General features: G+C 35.0%; 22 protein-coding genes and 1 tRNA gene. 15 read left to right on the top strand and 8 right to left on the bottom strand.

The features are described from left to right. Positions 1-17 precede the first annotated feature (17 nt). The 3 genes from ACFE0M_RS00895 to ACFE0M_RS00885 all read left to right on the top strand — a co-directional run bounded on the left by ACFE0M_RS00895 (position 18) and on the right by ACFE0M_RS00885 (position 2,539). Complete coding sequence (locus ACFE0M_RS00895; protein ID WP_434543853.1) at positions 18-827, top strand: hypothetical protein; 810 nt, start codon at positions 18-20, stop codon at positions 825-827. Positions 828-949: 122 nt separating this feature from the next. Further along, positions 950-1,783, top strand: coding sequence for a shikimate dehydrogenase family protein (locus ACFE0M_RS00890; RefSeq protein WP_434543852.1), 834 nt, complete (start codon positions 950-952; stop codon positions 1,781-1,783). 78 nt (positions 1,784-1,861) lie between these two features. After that, entirely contained in the window at positions 1,862-2,539 is a 678-nt protein-coding gene (locus ACFE0M_RS00885; protein ID WP_434543851.1) for a KdsC family phosphatase, read from the top strand. 33 nt (positions 2,540-2,572) lie between these two features. Here the strand turns inward: ACFE0M_RS00885 and ACFE0M_RS00880 are convergent, their stop codons facing one another. Then, entirely contained in the window at positions 2,573-3,016 is a 444-nt protein-coding gene (locus tag ACFE0M_RS00880; protein WP_434543850.1) for an OsmC family protein, read from the bottom strand. Between the two features lie 150 nt (positions 3,017-3,166). Continuing rightward, positions 3,167-3,298: a hypothetical protein gene (locus ACFE0M_RS00875; RefSeq protein ID WP_434543849.1), complete on the bottom strand. Its 132-nt coding sequence runs from the start codon at positions 3,296-3,298 to the stop codon at positions 3,167-3,169. 64 nt (positions 3,299-3,362) lie between these two features. Between ACFE0M_RS00875 and ACFE0M_RS00870 the strand changes: the two genes are divergently transcribed. Next, positions 3,363-4,367, top strand: coding sequence for an acyl-CoA reductase (locus ACFE0M_RS00870; protein ID WP_434543848.1), 1,005 nt, complete (start codon positions 3,363-3,365; stop codon positions 4,365-4,367). A gap of 210 nt (positions 4,368-4,577) precedes the next feature. Next, complete coding sequence (locus tag ACFE0M_RS00865; RefSeq protein ID WP_434543847.1) at positions 4,578-5,918, top strand: short-chain fatty acid transporter; 1,341 nt, start codon at positions 4,578-4,580, stop codon at positions 5,916-5,918. A gap of 354 nt (positions 5,919-6,272) precedes the next feature. Here ACFE0M_RS00865 and ACFE0M_RS00860 read toward each other — a convergent pair whose 3' ends face one another. Next, positions 6,273-6,893 (bottom strand): histidine phosphatase family protein, encoded by a 621-nt coding sequence (locus tag ACFE0M_RS00860; RefSeq protein ID WP_434543846.1) that lies wholly within the window; start codon positions 6,891-6,893, stop codon positions 6,273-6,275. A gap of 30 nt (positions 6,894-6,923) precedes the next feature. Here ACFE0M_RS00860 and ACFE0M_RS00855 point away from each other — a divergent pair, with 30 nt between their 5' ends. The 6 genes from ACFE0M_RS00855 (at position 6,924) to ACFE0M_RS00830 (ending at position 11,529) form a co-directional block, all read left to right on the top strand. Next, the gene (locus ACFE0M_RS00855; protein WP_434543845.1) at positions 6,924-7,418 is read left to right on the top strand and encodes a hotdog fold thioesterase; all 495 of its coding nucleotides are present in this window, start codon (positions 6,924-6,926) and stop codon (positions 7,416-7,418) included. Between the two features lie 2 nt (positions 7,419-7,420). Continuing rightward, complete coding sequence (locus ACFE0M_RS00850) at positions 7,421-8,638, top strand: chorismate-binding protein (RefSeq protein WP_434543844.1); 1,218 nt, start codon at positions 7,421-7,423, stop codon at positions 8,636-8,638. A gap of 61 nt (positions 8,639-8,699) precedes the next feature. Next, positions 8,700-9,155, top strand: a complete 456-nt coding sequence (locus ACFE0M_RS00845) for a MarR family winged helix-turn-helix transcriptional regulator (RefSeq protein ID WP_434543843.1) — start codon at positions 8,700-8,702, stop codon at positions 9,153-9,155. Between the two features lie 19 nt (positions 9,156-9,174). Further along, positions 9,175-10,179, top strand: a complete 1,005-nt coding sequence (locus ACFE0M_RS00840; protein WP_434543842.1) for a ligase-associated DNA damage response exonuclease — start codon at positions 9,175-9,177, stop codon at positions 10,177-10,179. Between the two features lie 82 nt (positions 10,180-10,261). Beyond that, entirely contained in the window at positions 10,262-10,849 is a 588-nt protein-coding gene (locus ACFE0M_RS00835; RefSeq protein WP_434543841.1) for a DUF6624 domain-containing protein, read from the top strand. Between the two features lie 14 nt (positions 10,850-10,863). Continuing rightward, a complete protein-coding gene (locus ACFE0M_RS00830) occupies positions 10,864-11,529 on the top strand; it encodes a hypothetical protein (RefSeq protein WP_434543840.1) in 666 nt (221 codons plus the stop codon). Between the two features lie 61 nt (positions 11,530-11,590). On the opposite strand, the gene ACFE0M_RS00825 is transcribed toward ACFE0M_RS00830, so the two are convergent. The 4 genes from ACFE0M_RS00825 to ACFE0M_RS00810 all read right to left on the bottom strand — a co-directional run bounded on the left by ACFE0M_RS00825 (position 11,591) and on the right by ACFE0M_RS00810 (position 16,044). Beyond that, entirely contained in the window at positions 11,591-12,862 is a 1,272-nt protein-coding gene (locus tag ACFE0M_RS00825) for an adenylosuccinate synthase (RefSeq protein ID WP_434543839.1), read from the bottom strand. An 89-nt stretch (positions 12,863-12,951) separates the two neighbouring features. Beyond that, entirely contained in the window at positions 12,952-13,290 is a 339-nt protein-coding gene (locus tag ACFE0M_RS00820; RefSeq protein ID WP_434543838.1) for an STAS domain-containing protein, read from the bottom strand. Between the two features lie 19 nt (positions 13,291-13,309). Beyond that, entirely contained in the window at positions 13,310-13,783 is a 474-nt protein-coding gene (locus ACFE0M_RS00815) for a Fur family transcriptional regulator (RefSeq protein ID WP_303272125.1), read from the bottom strand. A gap of 47 nt (positions 13,784-13,830) precedes the next feature. After that, the gene (locus tag ACFE0M_RS00810) at positions 13,831-16,044 is read right to left on the bottom strand and encodes a RelA/SpoT family protein (RefSeq protein ID WP_434543837.1); all 2,214 of its coding nucleotides are present in this window, start codon (positions 16,042-16,044) and stop codon (positions 13,831-13,833) included. Between the two features lie 102 nt (positions 16,045-16,146). On the opposite strand from ACFE0M_RS00810, the gene ACFE0M_RS00805 reads away from it, so the two are divergent. The 4 genes from ACFE0M_RS00805 to clpX all read left to right on the top strand — a co-directional run bounded on the left by ACFE0M_RS00805 (position 16,147) and on the right by clpX (position 19,646). Next, a tRNA-Leu gene (locus ACFE0M_RS00805) sits at positions 16,147-16,228 on the top strand. Between the two features lie 86 nt (positions 16,229-16,314). Continuing rightward, positions 16,315-17,658 (top strand): trigger factor, encoded by a 1,344-nt coding sequence (gene tig / locus ACFE0M_RS00800; RefSeq protein ID WP_434543836.1) that lies wholly within the window; start codon positions 16,315-16,317, stop codon positions 17,656-17,658. An 81-nt stretch (positions 17,659-17,739) separates the two neighbouring features. Next, positions 17,740-18,408, top strand: coding sequence for a ClpP family protease (locus tag ACFE0M_RS00795; RefSeq protein ID WP_434543835.1), 669 nt, complete (start codon positions 17,740-17,742; stop codon positions 18,406-18,408). Beyond that, entirely contained in the window at positions 18,408-19,646 is a 1,239-nt protein-coding gene (gene clpX, locus ACFE0M_RS00790) for an ATP-dependent Clp protease ATP-binding subunit ClpX (RefSeq protein WP_434543834.1), read from the top strand. Before ACFE0M_RS00795 ends, clpX begins: the two co-directional genes overlap by 1 nt. Positions 19,647-19,823: 177 nt before the next feature. Here the strand turns inward: clpX and rimK are convergent, their stop codons facing one another. Further along, on the bottom strand, positions 19,824-20,735 hold the full coding sequence (rimK, locus tag ACFE0M_RS00785) for a 30S ribosomal protein S6--L-glutamate ligase (RefSeq protein ID WP_434543833.1): 912 nt from the start codon (positions 20,733-20,735) through the stop codon (positions 19,824-19,826). Positions 20,736-20,944 lie beyond the last annotated feature (209 nt).

Here is a 20,944-nt window from a genome sequence, read left to right as displayed (position 1 = left end):
TTAATTAATCGATGAAGATGAATTCTACCGTGTTATATTTAACTGATCTTTACTATCCAGCCAAAGGCAGAAACTACTATGAGGAAGATTTATATATCATTTCTCAATTAAAAGAGCATTTCAATATTCTGATTGGACATCCACAACAAGCTTTGGCATTTTTAGATAAAGCTGATTTTATTGTTTTTAGAAATACCGGGCCTGTAGCTTATTATCAAGATTATTTCAATGATTTTGTAGAAGCCGTAAAGCAAAAAGGAATTCCAACTTTCAATTCTTTTGATGGTGAAGCTGATATGAAAGGAAAGCAATACCTTTTGGATTTATTTGCGGATGGGTTTCCTGTTATTCCCACTATTGATAAATTGGAAGATTTACATTTATTGCCAGATTCCGATCAATACATCATCAAACTCAAAAATGGAGCCGATTCAATAGGGATGGAGTCAAAAAGTAGAGAGGAACTAAAAGATTTTGATATTGAAGACCGACTAATTCAACCCTTTATAGATTTTGAATATGAAGTTTCTTTCTATTTCATCAATGATGAATTTCAATATGCATTATATGCACCCGATAAATCTAAAAGATGGGAGTTGGAAATTTATGAAGCTTCCAGAGAAGATTTGAAATTAGCCCAAAGATTTATCCAATGGAACAATATGCAAAGAGGAATTCAAAGAGTCGATGCCTGTAAATTAAAGGATGGGAGTCTATTATTGGTAGAATTGGAAGATTTGAATCCATTTCTGTCATTAGAAGCCTTAGAAGAAAATTCTAAAGATAAATTTATAGAGAATTTCGTTAGTGCTTTGAAAGGCATCTAACCAAAATTAATCTAGACCTGTCAGGTTTCTATTTGAAGTGATTGAATAAAAAATCTTAAATTGTTCAACTGAATTAATTAAATCCTGACAGGTCTCAATGCAGAAATATCAAAAATATAGATATGAAAACTAATCCATTTCAAGTGCCCCTAAACCCGACCTCCCAATTCATTTTCTCCACCTCAGGAAGTGCCAACTCCATTGAAAAACACAATACTGCTCTACAAAAACTCAATCTGAATTTGGTGTATTTTACTTTCCCGCATGATATAACAGCAAAAGAATATGTTGACCTCTTACGTTCCGCAATTTCAAGAGGAGGTGCTGTCACGGGTAAAGGTGGTCTGAAATCCAAGATTATTCCTTATCTGGATGAAGTGGAAGAAATCGCTAAAAAAACTTTGGCAGTGAATACTGTGGTGAATGAACAAGGAAAACTCTTTGGCTACAATACAGATGCGATTGGCTTAAAAACTGCTTTAGAAAATGCTTTAAAATCAACTGCTCATTCTATTAAAACAGCAGCGATATATGGAAATGGCGGAGTTTCAGGTGTAGCTTATCATGTGTTGAAAGATTTAGGATTGAAAGTAATACTGACGGGAAGAAATCCTGAGAAAGTGAAATCAAAAAAAGAAGATCTGGGAATAACAGAGGAAGATTTTTCAGGATCTTATGATTTAGTAGTGGATGCCACACCAATTTCATCAGATCAGAATTTTCTGGAAGCTAAAGGCTTTGCTGAATTATTAAATAATTGTAAAATGCTTTTTAGTCATAATATGCCCGAGAAAGATAATAAACCCAATTATCTGAAAAGCTATTGTGAAGACAATCATATCGAATTCATCCCTGGAAGCGAAATGTACAAAGCTCAATTAATTCGCCAGTATCAATTATTTATAGGAGATGTATCTGAAGAAAAAATCATTGAAAATTGGAATCTTAGTGTTTGAAAATCTTATTCTATCTTAGTTATAAAAGAGAAAGCAAATAAGAATTGCTACTTTTATGTTCTAGATTAAAACTGAAAAATGGATTTATTAAAAAGAAATATTGAAGCATATCTGGCTAGAGAAGAAAAATCTCTCGCTGACTTTTTGAATGACTTTAACATCCAAAGACTGGATCAACTTTCAGTAGGTGATTTAAAGCTTTTTTGTGCTGAAAATGAATTAGATTATGCTAATATGCTCTGCAGACCAATGTTTGTTGATAAATCTAAAATTAAAAACATAAAACTTTTGATTTTGGATGTGGATGGCGTGATGACTGATGCCGGCATGTTCTTTACAGAAAGCGGAGATCAATTTAAAAAATATAATGCCAAGGATGGAATGGCCATTAAAGCACTTGAGCGCTATGGTATTCAAGCTGGAATTATATCCTCAGCTCATAAAATCAATATGGTGAAAGTCCGTGCTGAAATGCTCAATATCAAACACCTTTATGTGGGAAGCGAGCCTAAAATTGATATCCTTTTAGATTGGTGTGAAAAACTAGACATCAAATTATCTGAAGTAGCCATTATAGGCGATGACATAAACGACTTAGCCGTAATGAACGCAGTAGGTTTTTCTGCATGTCCTGCTGATGCTGTTTTAAGAGTTAAAGAAACCGTGGATTTGGTTTTACATACCAAAGGTGGGCAAGGCTGTGTAAGGGAATTTATTGATTTTTATCTATTAGATGAGCCAGTAGAAAAACAGTAAAAAGGCATGACTTGTAGCCATGCCTAAGATGTATTATGATTCGAAACTTGCGTCCAATGAAATCGGAACTGCACTTAGTGCTTTTGAAATAGGGCAACCTTTCTTTGCACCCTCCGCCATTTCTAAAAATTCTTTTTCTGACAAACCACTTACTTTACCTTTTACGGTCAGTTTAATTTCTTTAATGGCAAAACCATCACCTTCCTTATCTAAAATCACTTCTGCTTGAGCGTCAATTTCATCAGGTGTATGGCCTGCCTGAGAGATGGCTACGCTTAATGCCATGGCATAACAACCTGAATGCGCGGCTGCAATTAACTCTTCAGGATTTGTACCTAATTTACCATCTTCATTTTCAAATCTACCTTTAAAGGAATAAGGAGTATTGTCAAAAAATTTATTGGAGCTGCTTAACTGTCCTCTACCATCTTTTGCAGATCCTTTCCAATTTGCTGTTACTTTTCTCTTAATTGCCATAGTTGTATTTTTACGTTTTAGTTCATATGATTTAACCTCCCTTACACTTATAGGTTACATTATAGATTCTTTCAGATGATAGAATTTAGTAGCACCTATTTAGTAAATAGAAAATTAATCATTATTAGCTTCCGATAAATTACTTCAACCTTATTTCAACTTATTTCCAGTAAAGTCTATTTCCGGTCTGACCTTCGGTACTGACCTAAATGCTACCAACCTACCATCAAACACCCCACATCCATCATCCTGCTTAGAACATTCACCGCTATTTATATCCATCTTATTTCTATTCTATCTTAATTCCCCTAATTTTGAATTTCAATTTTCAAATCTTTAGATATCCATGAATTTGCAAGCGCGATTAGCAGCCTTTAAGACTTTAGGAGAACATTTACGAAATATGAGTGAATCCGAATTGGATGAATGGTATTTTCGTGCCACAGCCCATAATAATTGGTTTACTCGTGAAAATGTAGTGCATGCTGTAAAGGCTTTAGGTGAGATGTTACAAGCTGAAAAATTAGAGCAATGGACTGAAAAATATGATTTAGCTGAAGAAAGCTCTAAAAAGATAGCTGTTATCATGGCGGGAAATATTCCGCTCGTGGGATTTCATGATTTTTTATCAGTGCTTATTTCTGGTCATAGTGTGATAGCTAAATTAAGCTCTCAAGATCCATATCTGTTGAAAGAAATTGTTGCAAAGTTGATAGATATCAATCCAGACTTTAAAAATAAGATCGAACTCACTCAGGAAACAATTGGTGGTTTTGATGCCGTAATAGCAACAGGTAGCAATAATTCTGCAAGATATTTTGAACAATATTTCGGGAAATATCCTAACATAATCCGCAAAAACAGAAGCTCAGTAGCCGTTTTAACAGGAAAAGAATCTGAAGAGGAAATACAAGCTTTGGGCAAAGATATTTTTCAGTATTACGGTTTAGGATGCCGAAATGTAAGCAAGCTTTTAGTACCAGAGGGATTTGATTTTTCTCCATTCATCAAGGCCTTGGATGATTTTAAATGGGTAGCTGACCACCATAAATGGGTAAATAATTATGATTATAATAAATCTATTTATTTAGTAAATGATGAGCCTCATTTAGATTCTGGTTTTTTCCTCATGAAAGAAGACGAAGCTTTAGTTTCCCCGATTTCTGTATTGTTTTACGAATTCTATAAGAATGAAAAAGAGTTAGAAGATCAATTGGGAAAAAAAGAAGAGCAAATCCAATGTGTCGTGAAAAAAGGTGCTGAAATTGAACCTGGAAAAGCCCAACAGCCCGAACTTTGGGATTATGCAGATGGAGTAGATACACTGGAGTTTTTGTCCCAATTAAAATAGTATAGAGGTTCTGATCCATAAGCTTGATTATCTCAAATTTTTAGATGGATGTGGGGTGAAGGGGTGATGGATTTAGCTCTTAATACTCAAGAAGTGGAAATTAGGTCAGTACCGAAGGTCAGACCGGAAACAGGAACAAAAATTCTTGAAGTATGTAATTCGAAAATTTTCTTTTGTACTTTGTGAGCTAAAATAATTCGTAATTAAAAAATGTCATTCTCCAGGCAATATATCAAACTAGTTGAAAGATTTCTCCCATCACCTTTTGTTATTGCAATACTTCTGAGTGGAATTACCTTTTTGCTCGCTTTGCTTTTCACCGGTCAGGATGGTAATATATTGGAGCAATCACAAAGCATTTTAGGTTATTGGCAAACCGGTTTTTGGGAGTTATTGGCATTTACCATGCAAATGGTGCTTATTCTACTTTTAGGACATACACTTGCCTTGACGCCATTCTTTTCCAGCATTATTCACAAAATTGCTTCTATTCCCAATAACACTGCACAAGCAGGTTTTCTAATAAGCTTTTTCACCATCGTCATGAGTTTACTAAACTGGGGCTTATGTCTGGTTTTTGGTGCAATTCTCAGTAGAAGGATTGGAGAGAATTTTACTGTTCAAAATAAATCCTTCAACTATGGAATATTAGGTGCTGCGGGTTATTCAGGAATGATGGTTTGGCATGGTGGGTTATCAGCTTCTGCACCCTTGAAAGTAGCAGAAGCAAAGCATTTTTTAGTAGATATAATAGGAGTAATCAGTATCTCTGAAACACTATTTTCTACCATGAATATTGTCATAAGTTTGATATTGTTAATTGCTGTCCCAAGTTTATTCTACCTATTAGGGAAATACTTTAAGCCCAATACTAATTATCAATCTTTACTGGCTGCAAAAGAGAAGGAAGTAAAAGTAGAACAATCAAATGATAGTGAAAATAAAGCTTGGATAGCTTATGCATTAGGAGGAGTTATGCTCTTAAGTGCAATCCTATTTGCAATTGATAAATGGCAATCCAATCAGGCTTTTATGGATTTGAATTTTGTCAATTTCCTATTCCTTACTTTTGGAATACTACTTCACGGAAGCCTGGCAAAATTTATGGCAGCTGTGAATTCTGGTATTCAGGGAGTGAGTGGAATCGTAATTCAGTTTCCTCTATACTCTGGAATAATGGGCATTATGAAATACTCAGGCTTGGTGATTTTAATATCCGATTTCTTTGTTTCTATATCCACGGCTACTTCATTTCCAATTTTAACTTTTTTTAGTGCTGGGTTAGTGAATTTTTTCGTCCCCTCAGGTGGCGGACAATGGGCTGTTCAAGGGCCAATAGTGGTTGAAGCAGCACAAGCTTTAAACATCCCCATTCCTAAAATAGTAATGGCATTGTCTTATGGAGACCAAATTACCAATATGTTACAGCCATTCTGGGCTTTACCTCTGCTCGGCATAACACAACTGAAAGCTAAAGATATTTTACCTTACAGTCTTTTTGCTTTGATTTTAGGTAGTTTGGTTTTTATTGGAGGCTTGTTAATATTTTAGTTTGCTTCAAATTAACAGTTTTATAAATTTTGATTTAAGTTGTTCCGTGCGTGCGGGATGGAGGACAAGTCTACTTTCTTATTATTAAGTCATTTTAAACTTGGGACTAAACTTCGATGAAAAACCATACCATTTTTACTAGGAAGTGGCAATAGGTCTAACTCGACCACTTCCGAGGAACTCGGAAAAGCGGGAGGGATGAAAGTTTAGCGGGCCAGCGTAGGGTTTGAGGGTTGAAGCATTAAACTTTCTTGATTTTTTGTTTCTTTTTTATTAAGAAAAAAGAAAGGATGAAGAAGAAAAAAAATAGCAATTAAGTTTTTTCTTGCCTGTATAAACTTGTTTTATAATTCTTTAAATACTACCACTCAAATGCCCCTTATCATTATACTTCACCAACTGAAACATATTTTTAGTCGCTCTGATATGATATAAAGCTAAATTCGAATGCTCAAATATATCCATATCATAAAGCGGATAATTGAATAACTGAGCCAGCAGGATTCTCATGGCTCTACCATGCATGCAAATTAAGACTTTTTGTTCACCTTCTTTGCTCATGATGTATTTCATGGCATCCAACTGACGCATGGCTACTTGGTCAGGAGACTCACCGCCTTCAACGGGTAAGGATGTTTCTCCATTTTTCCATCTATCCAACATGGCATAATAGTATTTATTTTCTTCTGGCGTGAAAGGCTGTCCTTCTCTAGTTCCCCAACTGATTTCATTTAAGCCAGAAAGCTTTTCATAAGGCAATCCTTTATTAATAAATCCTTTCACAGATTCTTGGGTTCTTTTTAAAGTAGAGATATATAATTTGTCAAAAGGGAAATCACCATAAGCTTTAAAAAATTCATCTGCTTGTTTCCTGCCCGTATCATTTAAAGAGGCGTCCACTCCACTTCCCTGGACAATACCTTTTAAATTGTAGTCGGTCTGACCGTGGCGTACTATGTATATATCTTTTATCATAATTGCTAAATCAATCAAATTCACGAAAAAATGTTCAAAATTGAATGCGAATCCGTAATTTTCGGCTCGAAAATACAAAACAGTTTTAGTGCAATAACTATGGATAGGAAATTTCTTCAAAAACCAAGCTTAGAAGAACTCAATAAATTGGGCAAAAATACCATTTCTGAGGTGTTAGGTATGAGTTTTACGGAAATCGGGGATAATTATTTGATCGCCAAAATGCCAGTTGATAAAAGAACCCATCAGCCTTTTGGCTTATTGCACGGTGGTGCATCTGTGGTTTTAGCTGAAACTTTAGGCAGTGTGGCGGCTATGTTGATGGTTGACTCTGAAAAATTCTATTGTGTTGGATTGGATATAAATGCTAATCATATTCGTGGAATAAAGGAAGGATGGGTTTATGGCAAAACTACTCCTGTCCATATTGGAAGAACCACCCAAGTTTGGCATATAGAAATAAAGAACGAACAGGAACAATTGATTTGTGTTAGTCGTATTACAATGGCAGTAGTGAAGAAATAATTTTGGAAAAGGAAACCTTAGACATAAAACAAACACAGCTTACAGCAGAGGAATACCTCAATAAATCCTTAGCATTTGCGCAACAATTTAATGCTGCTTTGGCTATCTATAGATTGCCCAATGATTCTAAAGTTCAAATTCTATGTGATTTGACTGGAGGTAAATACATTGAAGAATTAAATTTAGAAGACCTATCTTCTGGTTTTTTAATGCACCCATTTCAAACTGGCTCAGATAAAATTGTTCATTTCGATGCTGAATTTTTAGCTGAAATTGATTTGGAAATATCCAGTTTAAATGCTGATAAAAGAATTTCTTTGGAATGGAGGAAATCACCAGATGAAGAGCTAGAGGAGAAAATAAGAAATGCAAAAACCTTTAATTTCACATTACTTAATAAAAATCATAAATCTCCTTCAACCACCGCTGCAGAATATATTAAAATGGTAGAGCAAGGGATAGAATTGATAAAAAATGAACAATTTTATAAAGCGGTCCCTTCAAAAATTAAAAATATTGAACATCAAAACGACATTAATTTAGGACAGGCTTTCATCAATGCTTGTCGAAAGTATCCTAATGCATTCGTAAACCTAACGTATTCAGCTAGCACTGGACTATGGTTTGGTGCCAGTCCTGAAACCTTAATTGAAGATCAAAAAGGAGAATATTTCAAAACAATGGCATTGGCGGGAACTCAGCAAAAGTCAGATAAAAGTATTGCAGAGACCACTTGGACACAAAAAGAAATTGAAGAACAAGCTTTTGTTTCTCGTTATATCATCAATTGTTTTAAGAAAATAAGATTAAGAGAGTTTGATGAGATAGGGCCTAAAACTATTCAGGCAGGTAATCTTCTACATTTAAAAACCACTTTCAAGGTCAATACCTCCTCTATCAATTTTCCGGAATTGGGGTCTGTGATGTTGAAATTATTACATCCTACATCAGCAGTTTGCGGAATGCCAAAAGAGCCAGCTTTAAAATTCTTATTAGCCGAAGAAAACCATAACAGAAGTTATTTTAGTGGGTTTTTAGGTCCAGTTCACTTAGAGGGGTTAAGCCATTTATTTGTAAATCTTCGTTGTTGTCAAATTAATCATCAATCCGTTAAATTTTATGCTGGTGCAGGCATAACCGAAGACTCAAAGCCGGAAAAAGAATGGGAGGAAACAGAAATGAAATGTGAAGTTTTGTCGAATATTATTTTCGGAAATTAAACTTTAATCCTTATTTTTGATTTGTTAGTCGTCAATTAGTTAACGTTTATCGAAATACAGGATGGGAAGAGGGTCAGAAAATATTAATTCCAAAGCATTAATTAATCAGACTTTTTCAATTTTATTGAGCTGTCAGCAAAAACTGTCTTATAATATCTCGAGGGAATTAAAAGCTTTTGATATCACCCGACAGCAGTATGAGGTGCTTAAAATATTAAATGAGCAACCAGATAAGCCAATGAACTTGAATAAGGTCAAAAGTCATTTGAGGGAAAATGTGCCTGATATTTCACGAATCGTAAAAAGGCTTGTTGACAAAAGATTAATAAACAGGGCAAGACAATCAGATGACAAAAGAAATTCCTCTATTTCTATTAATAAATTCGGTATTGATCTTTTAGCTAAAATTGAGCCTGTTATTAATGATAAAATGGACGAATTTTTTGGGGTTTTAAATAATACTGAAATAGAAGAACTATCCAGAATTATTTCTAAAGTGAATAATAACAAAGACTAGTTGAGAAAGTTAGCCTATCATGCGATCACTTCTCGATTTCACTAGTAAAGGTATCTACTGCCCTGAGGGTAAATTTTATGTTGATCCATGGCGACCGGTCAAAAAAGCTTTAATTACCCACGCACATGCTGACCATTCTCGTCCAGGACATCAGCATTATTTAGCTCATCCTCATTCTGAAACCATTATGCGCCAAAGACTTGGTAATGAGATTCAAATGGAAACATTAGACTACAATAAGAGCATTATTATAAACGGAGTAAAAGTAAGTTTTCATCCTGCTGGCCATATTCCGGGCTCAGCACAAATCAGATTAGAACATAAAGGAAAAGTGGTGGTAGTATCTGGCGATTATAAATTGGAAGATGATGGTTTGTCCACACCATTTGAGCCTGTGAAGTGTCATGAATTTGTTACCGAAACTACTTTTGGCTTGCCTATATATCAATGGAAACCCCAAGCTGAAATATTTGCAGAAATCAATAAATGGTGGAGGCAGAATAAAGAGAATGATAAAACCTCTGTAATCTTTGCCTATGCTTTGGGTAAAGCGCAAAGAATCATGAAAAATGTAGATAAAAATATTGGTAAGATTTATACACATGGAGCGGTTGAAAATGCAACCGATGCGTTAAGAAAAACAGGATTAGACTTGACTGAGACCATCAAAATCACAAATGATATTCCCAAGAAAAACTATGCAGGAAATTTAGTGATTGCAACTCCTGCATCAATCGGCACACCTTGGATGAAAAAATTAGCACCCTATAGCACCGGAATTACCTCAGGCTGGATGATGCTAAGAGGAACCAGAAGAAGAAAAGCAGCTGACCGCGGGTTTGTGCTCTCTGATCATGCCGACTGGAATGGCCTTTTGGAAGCTGTGAAATTATCAGAGGCAGAAACAATTTATTCCACTCATGGCTATTCTAATGTATTTACAAAATACTTACAGGAACAAGGCTTAAATGCTATCAGTTTAGATACACAATTTGAGGGTGAGAGCTTGGATAGTGAGTTGTGAATTACTAAAATAATTACTTTGTGCATAATTAATCTTTTCTTAAGTTCGTTTTAAAATTGCTAAACTAATAACCTACATTTAAATGAGAAACTACATATTCCTTGTCATTTCTATTTTTTTTATTATTTCAATCCCTTCCTATTCTCAAAATCAATCTAACAACGATTTCAAAGAAGAAGTAAAAACTATAGAGAAACTCACAATCAAATCACTGAAACTTAGGCAGCAAGTGAATCCTGAATCAGAAGATCAAGAATTGATCAAAGAGATGAAAATTCTTGATTCAACCCTTCTACATAAGGTGACCATTTTTCTCAATGAATATGGTTGGCAAAGCAAAAGGGAAATTGGCGAACTTGCTAATATGGGCTTATTTTTAGCCATTCAACATTCTTCTAAAGCAGAATTGGAAAGCTTTAAAGAGATAGTGGAAAAGGCTTATCAAGAAGACAAAATCGAAAAAAGTAGCTATGCACTTTATGTAGATAGACTAAAAGTCCGAAATGGTTTACCCCAAATTTACGGCACTCAATACTACTACGATGAAAAATTAGTTTCTTTAAGGTTTAATGAAATTGAGGATTTTGAAAACGTGAATAAGAGAAGAAGAAAAGTAGGACTGCCTAAAATTGAAAAGTATGCTAAGCAGAATAATATAGCTATAGATTAATAAAAACCACATCAATGAATATTAAAAAAACATTGCTTAAAAGCTCAGTTGCAATCTTAATCTTCACTTTATTTATTTCGAATGGTGTCTTCGCTCAATTTCAGATAAATAATAGTTCAAACTTTAAGCTAACTTATAAATCGCAAACTGAGAGTGCAATAGAAAGCATGGCATATGATTTCGTTGGGAATTATATTGTGCAACAGTGGAAAGGTGCTGGTCTTAATAAATTTTTCAAAGAACCCATAATTCAAATTCTAGATATAAGAGACCAGTCTGTATATGAATATAAACCAGAATCACAGAAGATACATGATACCACTCCACCAGTGAGATTTAGTAGTGATCCACATTCAATCATGAATCAGAAGGATAGTGCTGTCAACGGGGAAACCTATCAATATTTTTTAACCAAAAAAGAAAATGACTTTGGAAGTACCCCATTAATAAGCCATGTCTTTTTTTTGAAAGAGTTGGAACTACCCAATAAATACAGGATTATCAGTGAGATATATGGTGGCAAGAGTAACATATTCCCGCTTTACCATTCAGGAGTCATATTCAGTAAATTAACCAAAGAAGGCTCAAAGACAATTACTCATTTTGAATTAGAATCGATTTCTGAATCTGATTATTCAGAAGAAGAAATAAAGGAGATTTTGAGTTTATTAGGTGAATAAATTGCACAAAAAAAAGGAAGTCAATTGCTCAGCTTCTTTTTCAGTGCTCAAATTTTAAACTTTACCTCAAAATAGTCTGAGTCCTATCCGGTCCTACAGAAACCAAATTAATTGGAACCCCCATTTTATCTTCTATATAAGTAATGTAGTTCTTTAAAGCCTGAGGCATATCGTCAAAGGAGTTGATATCATCCAAACTACAATTCCAACCTTCCAATTCTTCATAGATCGGTTTGACCTCAGTATCTACTATATCATAAGGAAATTCATCCGTTATGGTACCATCTTCTAATTCATATTGAGTGCAGACTTTTATTTTTTCAAAACCAGATAACACATCTGCTTTCATCATAAATAACTCTGTCACACCATTGATCATCACCACATATTTCAAAGCTGGAATATCCAACCATCCGCATCGTCTTGGTCTTCCAGTGGTAGCACCAAATTCATTACCCACTTTTTGTAGTTCTGTACCATCTTCATCAAAAAGTTCAGTAGGGAAGGGACCGCTTCCTACTCTAGTACAGTATGCTTTAAATATTCCATATACTTTTCGGATACTATTGGGCGCTACTCCCAAACCGGTACAAACGCCAGCCGTCATAGTATTTGAACTAGTCACGAATGGATAGCTTCCAAAATCCACATCCAATAATGAACCTTGTGCTCCTTCAGCCAAAACTGATTTCCCTTCCTTTAATTCATTGTTGATGAGATACTCCGTAGAACTAACATTAAAAGTTTTTAAATATTCCAATGCTTCAAAGAATGTTTTTTCGGCTTCTTCCAATTCAGTATAATCGTATTGATAAAAATCAAGCGTCATTTTATGAATGCCTACTAATTTTTCATATTTCTCCTTAAAGCTATCGTAAAAAACATCTCCAACTCTCAGTCCTAATCTGGCTACCTTATCTTGATAGGTTGGGCCTATTCCTTTTAAGGTTGACCCAATTTTTTTACTTCCTTTTGATTTTTCATAAGCCGCATCCAAAAGTCTATGGGTAGGTAAAATCAATTGTGCTTTATTGGAAATCCAAAGGTTGTCTTTGAAATTGATGTTAAATGGGGCTAATTTTTCAATCTCTTTCTTGAAAATAACAGGGTCTAGCACGACTCCATTACCTATTACGTTTTTGATCGTATTGCGAAATATCCCGCTTGGAATCTGATGGAGGACATGCTTGATACCATCAAATTCTAATGTATGACCCGCATTTGGCCCACCTTGAAATCTAGCCACTGTATTGTAACTGGGCGCTAAAACATCCACTACTTTTCCTTTTCCTTCATCCCCCCATTGCAAACCCAACAAAACATCCATTTTCATTTTTTATGATTTTAAATATTGACAGCACTTTAGATTTAAAGCTGCTTTTAATAAAATTAAGATTTAATTAATTCTAGATATGTAATTCCTTATTTCAAGCTTTCTAAGGCTTCTTCTTTTGTGTCGTATATGGTAAAAATATTATTGAGTTTAGTAATCAATAATAACTTTTTCACTTGCTCTGACGGATTTATTAAAACCACTTCTCCATCTTTATTTCTAAGCTTTGTTAAAATTGTAATTAACACCCCAATACCACTACTGTTCATATAGCGAACCCCAGAGATATCAATAATACATTTATTGATTCCTTTATTAATGTGGTCATTCAGCATTTCTACTAATCCTGGCCCGTTGTTTTCGCCTATCAAATCACCAGAAATTTCTAAATTCAAAATATTATCAATGACTTCTTTTTTGTAGTCCATTTTATTAATCGATTAAAATTTACTCTTTTTCTTCTGTTTTTAATTTAGCCTGACAATCACCGCATATTCCATAAAGATTTAAAGAATGATGCATAATTTTGAAATTCAATAAATCTCCAATCATAGTTTTAATATTTTGGATTCTCGGATCGCAAAATTCCACTACCTTATGGCATTCCGCACAGATTACATGATCGTGCTGCTTGTAACCATAAGATTTTTCATATTGTGCTAAATTTCTTCCAAATTGGTGCTTGCTCACTAAATCGCATTCTACCAATAAATCCAAAGTATTGTAAACAGTAGCACGGCTTACTCTGTAGTTTTTATTCTTCATGCTGATGTAGAGCGATTCTACATCAAAATGTCCCGTTCGGGTATAAATTTCCTCAAGGATGGCGTAACGCTCAGGCGTTTTCCTCAATCCTTTGTTCTCTAAATAAGCCGTGAAAATTTGTTTTACTTCTTTATAAACTTTCTCGTTCAATGCCATAATATAATCATCTCCCTTCTTATTTGGCAAATATAGGAAATCTACAATTAATCATAGCGGTTCACCTTGACAATCCCACGAACGGCTTTCAATTTTCCGATGAGTTGGTCTAAATGCTTAGTATTCTGCACAAAAAGATGAATTTTCCCTTCAAAAATTCCGTCTTTCGTATCAACGGATATGGATTGCATATTTACTTCCAATTCACTTGAGATAATTTGGGTAACATCACTAATCAGTCCGACTCTATCAGTTCCAATAATTTGTAAACCAGCCAAAAAGGCAATTTCTTGTTGGGAGGTCCATCTGGCCTTTACTACTCTATTACCATGATTGGACAATAATTCCGGTGCATTTGGGCAGGATGTTCTATGTATTTTAATCCCTTCATTGACCGTTACAAAGCCAAAAACCTCATCTCCTGGAATAGGATTGCAGCATCTTGCAATGACATAATCCACCACATCCATATCTTCGCCTATTAGCAACATATCCTCTCCTTTGGCTTTTTTCAATTCTTGCTCAAAAGACTTACCATCAGTGGACGATCTAATTCTTTTATTATTGTTTTTATTTTTAGCTTCTAATACTTCATCTTGAAACTTTTTGATGTTTTTCGGGTCATGTTTGCCTGTTGCGATTCCATAATATAGGTCTAAAGGGGTTTTCTCTTCAAAATATGCCCTGATTTGATTGATTACTTCTTCATTAGGAGTAATTTTCATCTGTTTCAATTTACGGTAAACTATTTCCTTACCTTCAATGGCCGCATATTTTTTATCTTCTTTTAAAACATCCTTTATTTTGGATTTCGCCTTTGAGCTTACCACAAATCGTAACCAATCCTCACTGGGTTTTTGTTTGTTAGAAGTCAGTATTTCTACTTGATCTCCATTTTTCAGCTCATGATTTAATGGGACTAATTTGTTGTTGACTTTTGCACCCAAGCATTTCGCTCCAATTTCTGTATGGATATCAAATGCAAAATCTAGGGCTGTGGCGCCATTCGGCAAAGTCTTTAGTTCCCCTTTCGGAGTAAAAACAAAAACTTCATCTGAAAACAAATTGGATCTAAAATCATCAAGGAATTCAATGGCATTTGTATCATTGGATTCCAACATTTCTCTCACCCTGGCAATCCATTGTTCCAGACGAGTTTCCTCGGGTTTTGTGTAATGGTCTTTATATTTCCAGTGTGCGGCATAACCTTTTTCCGCTATTTCATCCATGCGGCTAGTTCTTATTTGAACCTCTACCCAACTGCCATTATCGCTCATGACTGTGGTATGCAATGATTCATAACCATTGGCTTTAGGTGTGGAAATCCAATCTCGTAATCTGTCTGGATTTGGTTTGTAAAAATCCGTAACAATGGAATATACCTCCCAACATGCAGCCTTTTCATGTTCAGCAGGTGCATCAATAATTATTCTAATGGCAAACAGATCGTAAACTTGCTCAAATGGAATATTTTGTTTTTTCATTTTACTCCATATTGAATAAATTGATTTGGGTCTTCCTTTAATGTAATAATCCCATTTTAGTTTATCTAATTCACCTTCAATAGGGGAGACAAAATTATTGATGAATTTTTTTCTGGCCGCTTTAGTATTATTAATTTTATTGGCAATGTCTCGATATATTTCCGACTCTGTATATTTAAGGTGAAGATCTTCCAATTCTGATTTAATGGCATAAAGCCCTAATCGGTGCGCCAAAGGAGCATAAAGGAATATAGTTTCAGAGGCAATTTTCAACTGCTTATTTCTAGGCATGCTTTCCAGCGTCCGCATATTATGCAAACGATCAGCTAACTTTATGAGAATTACCCTTACATCTTTAGAAAGAGTCAATAACATTTTACGGAAATTCTCGGCCTGTTGGGAAGTACCGTATTCAAAAACCCCTGATATTTTGGTCAATCCATCTATGATAGGAGATACTTTGGGTCCAAACTCACGTTCAATATCCTCCAGTTCCCAATCCGTATCCTCGACAACATCATGAAGCAGGGCAGAAATAATAGAGGTTGTACCCAATCCAATTTCTTCCACGCAAATTGTAGCTACAGCAATGGGGTGAAGAATATAAGGTTCACCCGATTTCCTCCGCATCTCTTTATGAGCCTCCATGGAAGTAGTGAAAGCTTTTTTGATCAATTTGGCGTCACCGTCTTTCAAAAATGGTTTCGATTTCCTTAGGAGTTTTCTGTATTCTCTTAGGATGACTTTACGTTCTTCTTCTAAATCTATATTTTGCATAAAAGCTGTAAAAACTAAACTTCAAAATAACCAATAAAAAAACATTTCTGCGACTTGCAGCGAAAATATTTTTCAGTACCTTTGCACTTCAAATTAATGAATGCGGATGTGGCGAAATTGGTAGACGCACTAGACTTAGGATCTAGCGCCTCACGGCATGGGGGTTCGAGTCCCTTCATCCGCACACTACTCAAACCCTTAGTTCCAGTAAAATTACTCGGGAATGAAGGGTTTTTTTGTATATCGATAACACTATAAAATTTAATTGTTTTGGACATTACACTCAACAAAAAGGACAACACCAATGCTTCTATTAAAATTATATTAAATGAAGCTGATTATCAACCTAATGTTGAACAAAAAATCAAAGAATACAGGAAAAATGCCAATATTAAAGGTTTTCGTCCTGGAAAAGTGCCTGCTTCCTATATCAAAAAAATATATGGAAAGAGCGTTTTGGTTGAAGAGATCAACAGTTTGTTATCAAAATCTTTGACAGACTACATCAAAGAAAACAATTTGAAGATTTTAGGTGAGCCTCTCCCTAACCAAGAAGATGCTGCCAAAATAGATTGGGATAATCAAAAAGATTTTGAGTTTGAATATACTTTAGGCTTAGTGGAGGAATTTGAGATTCCATTGAATGATAAATTCAAGGTTGAAAAACACACCATCGAGGTAACTGATAAGGTGATGAAAGAAACCATGGATAATTTGACCAAACAACATGGTGATACTGAATCAGTGGAGGAAAGCAAAGCTGAAGATACCTTGGAAGGTAAGTTAAGCACAGCCGATGGAGAAGTTCAGGAAAAAGTTGTTTTACCAATTGAAGATGCAGAGAAGAAAGCTCAAAAACAATTCGTAGGAGCAAAAAAAGGTGACGAAATTAAATTTGATATCGAAAAGACTTTCAAATCTGCGGAAGCTAAATCAAGATTGTTAGGGCAAAATGAAACAGATGCTGATGCAGCTTCTGGTGGATATATTTTGACTGTTTCTGATATTAAGAGAACGAAGCCTGCTGAAATCAATCAGGAGTTATTCGATAAAGTATTCGGAAAAGATGCTGTAAAAACAAGAGAAGAATTTGATAAAAAGATTAAAGAAACTATCGCAGAAAATTACGATAGGGAAACTGAAAATCTTTTAAATAGAGACTTGGTAGATAAATTAGTTGAGAAAACTAAATTTGATTTGCCAGATGAATTCCTGAAAAATTGGTTGTTATTGAGCAATGAGGGTAAAATCACCCAAGAGCAAATTGATAAAGAGTATGATCTATACACTAAAGATTTGCGTTGGAATTTGATTAAAAATAAAATTGCCGAGGCCAATCATGATGATATTAAAGTAGAGCATACCGATGTGATGGACTACACTAAAAAAATGATTGCTGAGCAATTTGGTGCTTACGGTATGGCTGACCAATTAGGCGAAAACATGGACAGTTTTGCTCAAAATTATCTTCAAGGTGAAAATGGAGAGAACTATCGTAAAGTCTATGAAGAGATGTTGAATAAGAGAGTTTTGGACTTTATTAAGGAAAAAGTTTCCATTAAAGAAAAGAAAGTTGATCTAGACGGCTTTAAAAAGGCTGTGGACGCAAACTAATAGCTAATTTTACCGTTAATTGAAAAGTCCTTTTAAAGAAGGACTTTTTTTTTAAATTTGTACTTATAACAAAATACTTAAATGATTAATAAAGAGGAATTTAGGAAATTTGCCGTTAAAGGTGAAGGTTTATCAGGTAGTATGGTGGATTCGTATGTACAGCAGGTAGAAAATATGACCAGAGCTGTAATTGAAGAACGTCCCACCAATTTCAGGGAAATAGATGTTTTTTCCCGCTTAATCATGGATAGAATCATATTCTTGGGTATGCAGGTAGATGATAACATCGCCAATGTAATTACCGCTCAATTATTATTCTTGCAATCAGTAGATGCTAAAAAAGATATCAGTCTGTATATTAACAGTCCTGGTGGTTCAGTTTATGCCGGATTAGGTATTTATGATACTATGCATTATATATCCCCTGATGTTGGGACAATCTGTACAGGATTGGCTGCGAGTATGGGAGCTGTATTATTAGCGGGTGGTGCTGAGAAGAAAAGATCTGCTTTACCACATGCAAGAATTATGATTCACCAACCGATGAGCGGCATGCAAGGTCAAGCTTCAGATATGGAGATTTCCTTAAAACAAACACTATCCGTTAAGGAAGATTTATATAATATCTTATCTAAACATAGCGGTAAATCATACAAGCAAGTAGAAAAGGATTCTGACAGAGACTTCTGGATGCGAGCAGAAGAAGCTAAAGAATACGGATTGATAGACGAAGTATTAGTGAGAAAATAATGGCAGAAGACAAAACACAAGTAAGCTGTTCTTTTTGTGGGAGAAACAAAAAAGATGTTGATTTGATGATATCGGGCATACATGCCCATATTTGTGACAAATGTATTGCACAGGCTCAGCAAATCCTACAAGAAGAAGTTAAAACAAAGTCATCTTCAAAAGACCCGAAATTCAATTTGATTCGTCCGATTGAAATGAAAAACCACTTAGATCAATATGTAGTGGGTCAAGATGAAGCTAAAAAAGTGATATCAGTTGCAGTTTATAATCATTATAAGCGATTAATGCAAAAATCTACTAAAGATGATGTGACGATTGAAAAATCAAATATTATCATGGTAGGGGAGACCGGTACGGGTAAAACCTATTTAGCCAAAACCTTGGCTAAAATTTTACAAGTCCCATTTTGTATTGCTGATGCCACTGTTTTAACGGAAGCAGGTTACGTGGGTGAAGATGTCGAAAGTATTTTAACCAGATTATTGCAATCTGCTGATTATAATGTTGAAGCGGCCCAGAGAGGTATTGTTTACATTGACGAGATAGATAAAATTGCCCGTAAATCGGACAATCCATCTATCACCAGAGATGTAAGTGGAGAGGGTGTTCAGCAAGCCATGTTGAAATTGTTAGAAGGTACTTCGGTCAATGTTCCACCGCAAGGAGGCAGAAAGCATCCTGACCAGAAAATGATCAATGTGGATACGGAAAATATCCTATTCATTTGTGGTGGTGCTTTTGACGGAATAAGTCGAAGCATTGCCTCTAGATTGAATACAACTCCTTTAGGATTTGCAAAGGCAGATACAAAAGAGGAAGAAATTGATAAGGAGAATTTATTACAATACATCACGGCACAGGATTTGAAAAACTTTGGTTTAATTCCTGAGTTGATTGGTAGGTTGCCTGTTCTAACTCATTTGGATCCTTTAAGTAAAGATATCTTGAAATCCATTTTAACGGAACCTAAAAATGCCTTGGTAAAACAATATACTAAGTTGTTTGATATGGAAGGTATTAAATTGGTTTTTGAGGATTCTGCTTTAGATTATATTGTTCAAAAAGCAGTTGAATTCAAATTGGGAGCCAGAGGTTTAAGATCAATCTGTGAGGTAATCATGACGGATGCCATGTTCGAATTTGATGGGGAATCTTCAGGTTCTGAATTAATCATTGACGAAAAATATGCGGCTTCTAAATTCGAGAAATCGAAATATAAAAATCTTAGAGTAGCTTAATAGATTATAGAACTTAGATTTTAGACTAAAAAAGAGCTGTTATCGCAAGATAACAGCTCTTTTTTGATTTGATTTCTTTGGGTTTAAACCATAAAATCTACCTTTAATTGTTTCAGTATCTAAAAAAAGAATCCTTGCTTGTCTAGGTTCTAGATTCTAGTATCTAGGTTCTCAAAATTACGCTTTCACTTTATCTTTTGGCAATCGTTTTTTATCCAAGCCCCTCTCAATATACTCTACAATTCTTAAGGCTATATCCTTATCGGTTGCTTTTTCGATGCCCTCCAGACCTGGTGAAGAATTAACCTCCAAAATTAAAGGGCCTCGGGAAGATTGTAGCATGTCAACACCCGCGATAGCTAAGCCCATTGCTTTGGCCGCTTTTAAGGCCGCTGCTTTTTCTGCCCTGCTTAATTTAATAACGTTTGCCGAACCTCCTCTATGCAAATTGGAACGGAATTCACCTTCTTTTCCCTGGCGCTTCATAGCGCCTACTACTTCACCATCTACCACAAAAACCCTTATATCAGCACCACCTGCTTCTTTAATAAATTCCTGCATAATAATTCTGGCTTTTAAACCTTCAAAAGCCTCAATAACAGAAACGGCTGCTTTTCTAGTTTCAGCTAAAACAACTCCTAATCCTTGAGTGCCTTCCAATAATTTTAAAACTACTGGTGCCTTTCCCAGATGTTCCAGTATATAATCTCCAGCATTTTCAGAACGATTGGTAAAGGCTGTCCTTGGCATTGCTAATCCTGAGCGAGAAAGAATCTGTAAACTTCTTAACTTATCTCTTGATCGGGTAATGGCCAATGAATCCACTGCACTAAAAGTCTTCATCATTTCGAATTGACGAACCACAGCAGTTCCATAAAATGTGACAGAAGCCCCAATTCTTGGGATAATGGCATCGATTTTTTCTAATTTTTCACCATGATAGTAAATAGAAGGCCCTGCCTCATCCATAATAATATCACAATGCATATGGTCAAGACGAAGTGCTGTATGTCCTTTTTCCTCTATGGCTTCAATTAATCTTCTGGTAGAATATAAACTTGGGTTTCTTGAGAGAACTGCAATTTTCATTATAACTTCTTTTTTATAAAGCCAAAGTAAACTAAAAAAGACGGCTAACCTAAATCAAGACTTCATGTTTTTTAATTTTTTCACAATACCGTCCTAAATAAAGAGAGGGGTTTAAGTTTTATCCCAAAATATTAATTTTGGGTTGACACAAAAACCAAAAAACCCCTCATGAGCAATATTACACTTTTTGCACAGATAATTAAAAAAAT

The organism is Marivirga sp., assembly GCF_051117495.1.
Lineage (GTDB): Bacteria > Bacteroidota > Bacteroidia > Cytophagales > Cyclobacteriaceae > Marivirga.
The sequence above is the reverse complement of the archived record's forward strand: the minus strand, read 5'-3'. Positions and strand labels throughout refer to the sequence as shown.

What these genes read in the sequence shown, in the direction of transcription:
- ACFE0M_RS00865 (WP_434543847.1), top strand. Translation starts at nt 4,578, where the DNA reads ATGTCATTCTCCAGGCAATATATCAAACTAGTTGAAAGATTTCTCCCA.
- ACFE0M_RS00795 (WP_434543835.1), top strand. Translation starts at nt 17,740, where the DNA reads ATGATTAATAAAGAGGAATTTAGGAAATTTGCCGTTAAAGGTGAAGGT.
- ACFE0M_RS00820 (WP_434543838.1), bottom strand. Translation starts at nt 13,290, where the DNA reads ATGGACTACAAAAAAGAAGTCATTGATAATATTTTGAATTTAGAAATT.
- ACFE0M_RS00885 (WP_434543851.1), top strand. Translation starts at nt 1,862, where the DNA reads ATGGATTTATTAAAAAGAAATATTGAAGCATATCTGGCTAGAGAAGAA.
- ACFE0M_RS00875 (WP_434543849.1), bottom strand. Translation starts at nt 3,298, where the DNA reads ATGGATATAAATAGCGGTGAATGTTCTAAGCAGGATGATGGATGTGGG.
- ACFE0M_RS00855 (WP_434543845.1), top strand. Translation starts at nt 6,924, where the DNA reads ATGTTCAAAATTGAATGCGAATCCGTAATTTTCGGCTCGAAAATACAA.
- ACFE0M_RS00840 (WP_434543842.1), top strand. Translation starts at nt 9,175, where the DNA reads ATGCGATCACTTCTCGATTTCACTAGTAAAGGTATCTACTGCCCTGAG.
- ACFE0M_RS00835 (WP_434543841.1), top strand. Translation starts at nt 10,262, where the DNA reads ATGAGAAACTACATATTCCTTGTCATTTCTATTTTTTTTATTATTTCA.
- ACFE0M_RS00890 (WP_434543852.1), top strand. Translation starts at nt 950, where the DNA reads ATGAAAACTAATCCATTTCAAGTGCCCCTAAACCCGACCTCCCAATTC.
- clpX (WP_434543834.1), top strand. Translation starts at nt 18,408, where the DNA reads ATGGCAGAAGACAAAACACAAGTAAGCTGTTCTTTTTGTGGGAGAAAC.
- ACFE0M_RS00825 (WP_434543839.1), bottom strand. Translation starts at nt 12,862, where the DNA reads ATGAAAATGGATGTTTTGTTGGGTTTGCAATGGGGGGATGAAGGAAAA.
- ACFE0M_RS00895 (WP_434543853.1), top strand. Translation starts at nt 18, where the DNA reads ATGAATTCTACCGTGTTATATTTAACTGATCTTTACTATCCAGCCAAA.
- ACFE0M_RS00815 (WP_303272125.1), bottom strand. Translation starts at nt 13,783, where the DNA reads ATGGCATTGAACGAGAAAGTTTATAAAGAAGTAAAACAAATTTTCACG.
- ACFE0M_RS00870 (WP_434543848.1), top strand. Translation starts at nt 3,363, where the DNA reads ATGAATTTGCAAGCGCGATTAGCAGCCTTTAAGACTTTAGGAGAACAT.
- ACFE0M_RS00830 (WP_434543840.1), top strand. Translation starts at nt 10,864, where the DNA reads ATGAATATTAAAAAAACATTGCTTAAAAGCTCAGTTGCAATCTTAATC.
- ACFE0M_RS00880 (WP_434543850.1), bottom strand. Translation starts at nt 3,016, where the DNA reads ATGGCAATTAAGAGAAAAGTAACAGCAAATTGGAAAGGATCTGCAAAA.
- ACFE0M_RS00810 (WP_434543837.1), bottom strand. Translation starts at nt 16,044, where the DNA reads ATGCAAAATATAGATTTAGAAGAAGAACGTAAAGTCATCCTAAGAGAA.
- rimK (WP_434543833.1), bottom strand. Translation starts at nt 20,735, where the DNA reads ATGAAAATTGCAGTTCTCTCAAGAAACCCAAGTTTATATTCTACCAGA.
- ACFE0M_RS00860 (WP_434543846.1), bottom strand. Translation starts at nt 6,893, where the DNA reads ATGATAAAAGATATATACATAGTACGCCACGGTCAGACCGACTACAAT.
- ACFE0M_RS00845 (WP_434543843.1), top strand. Translation starts at nt 8,700, where the DNA reads ATGGGAAGAGGGTCAGAAAATATTAATTCCAAAGCATTAATTAATCAG.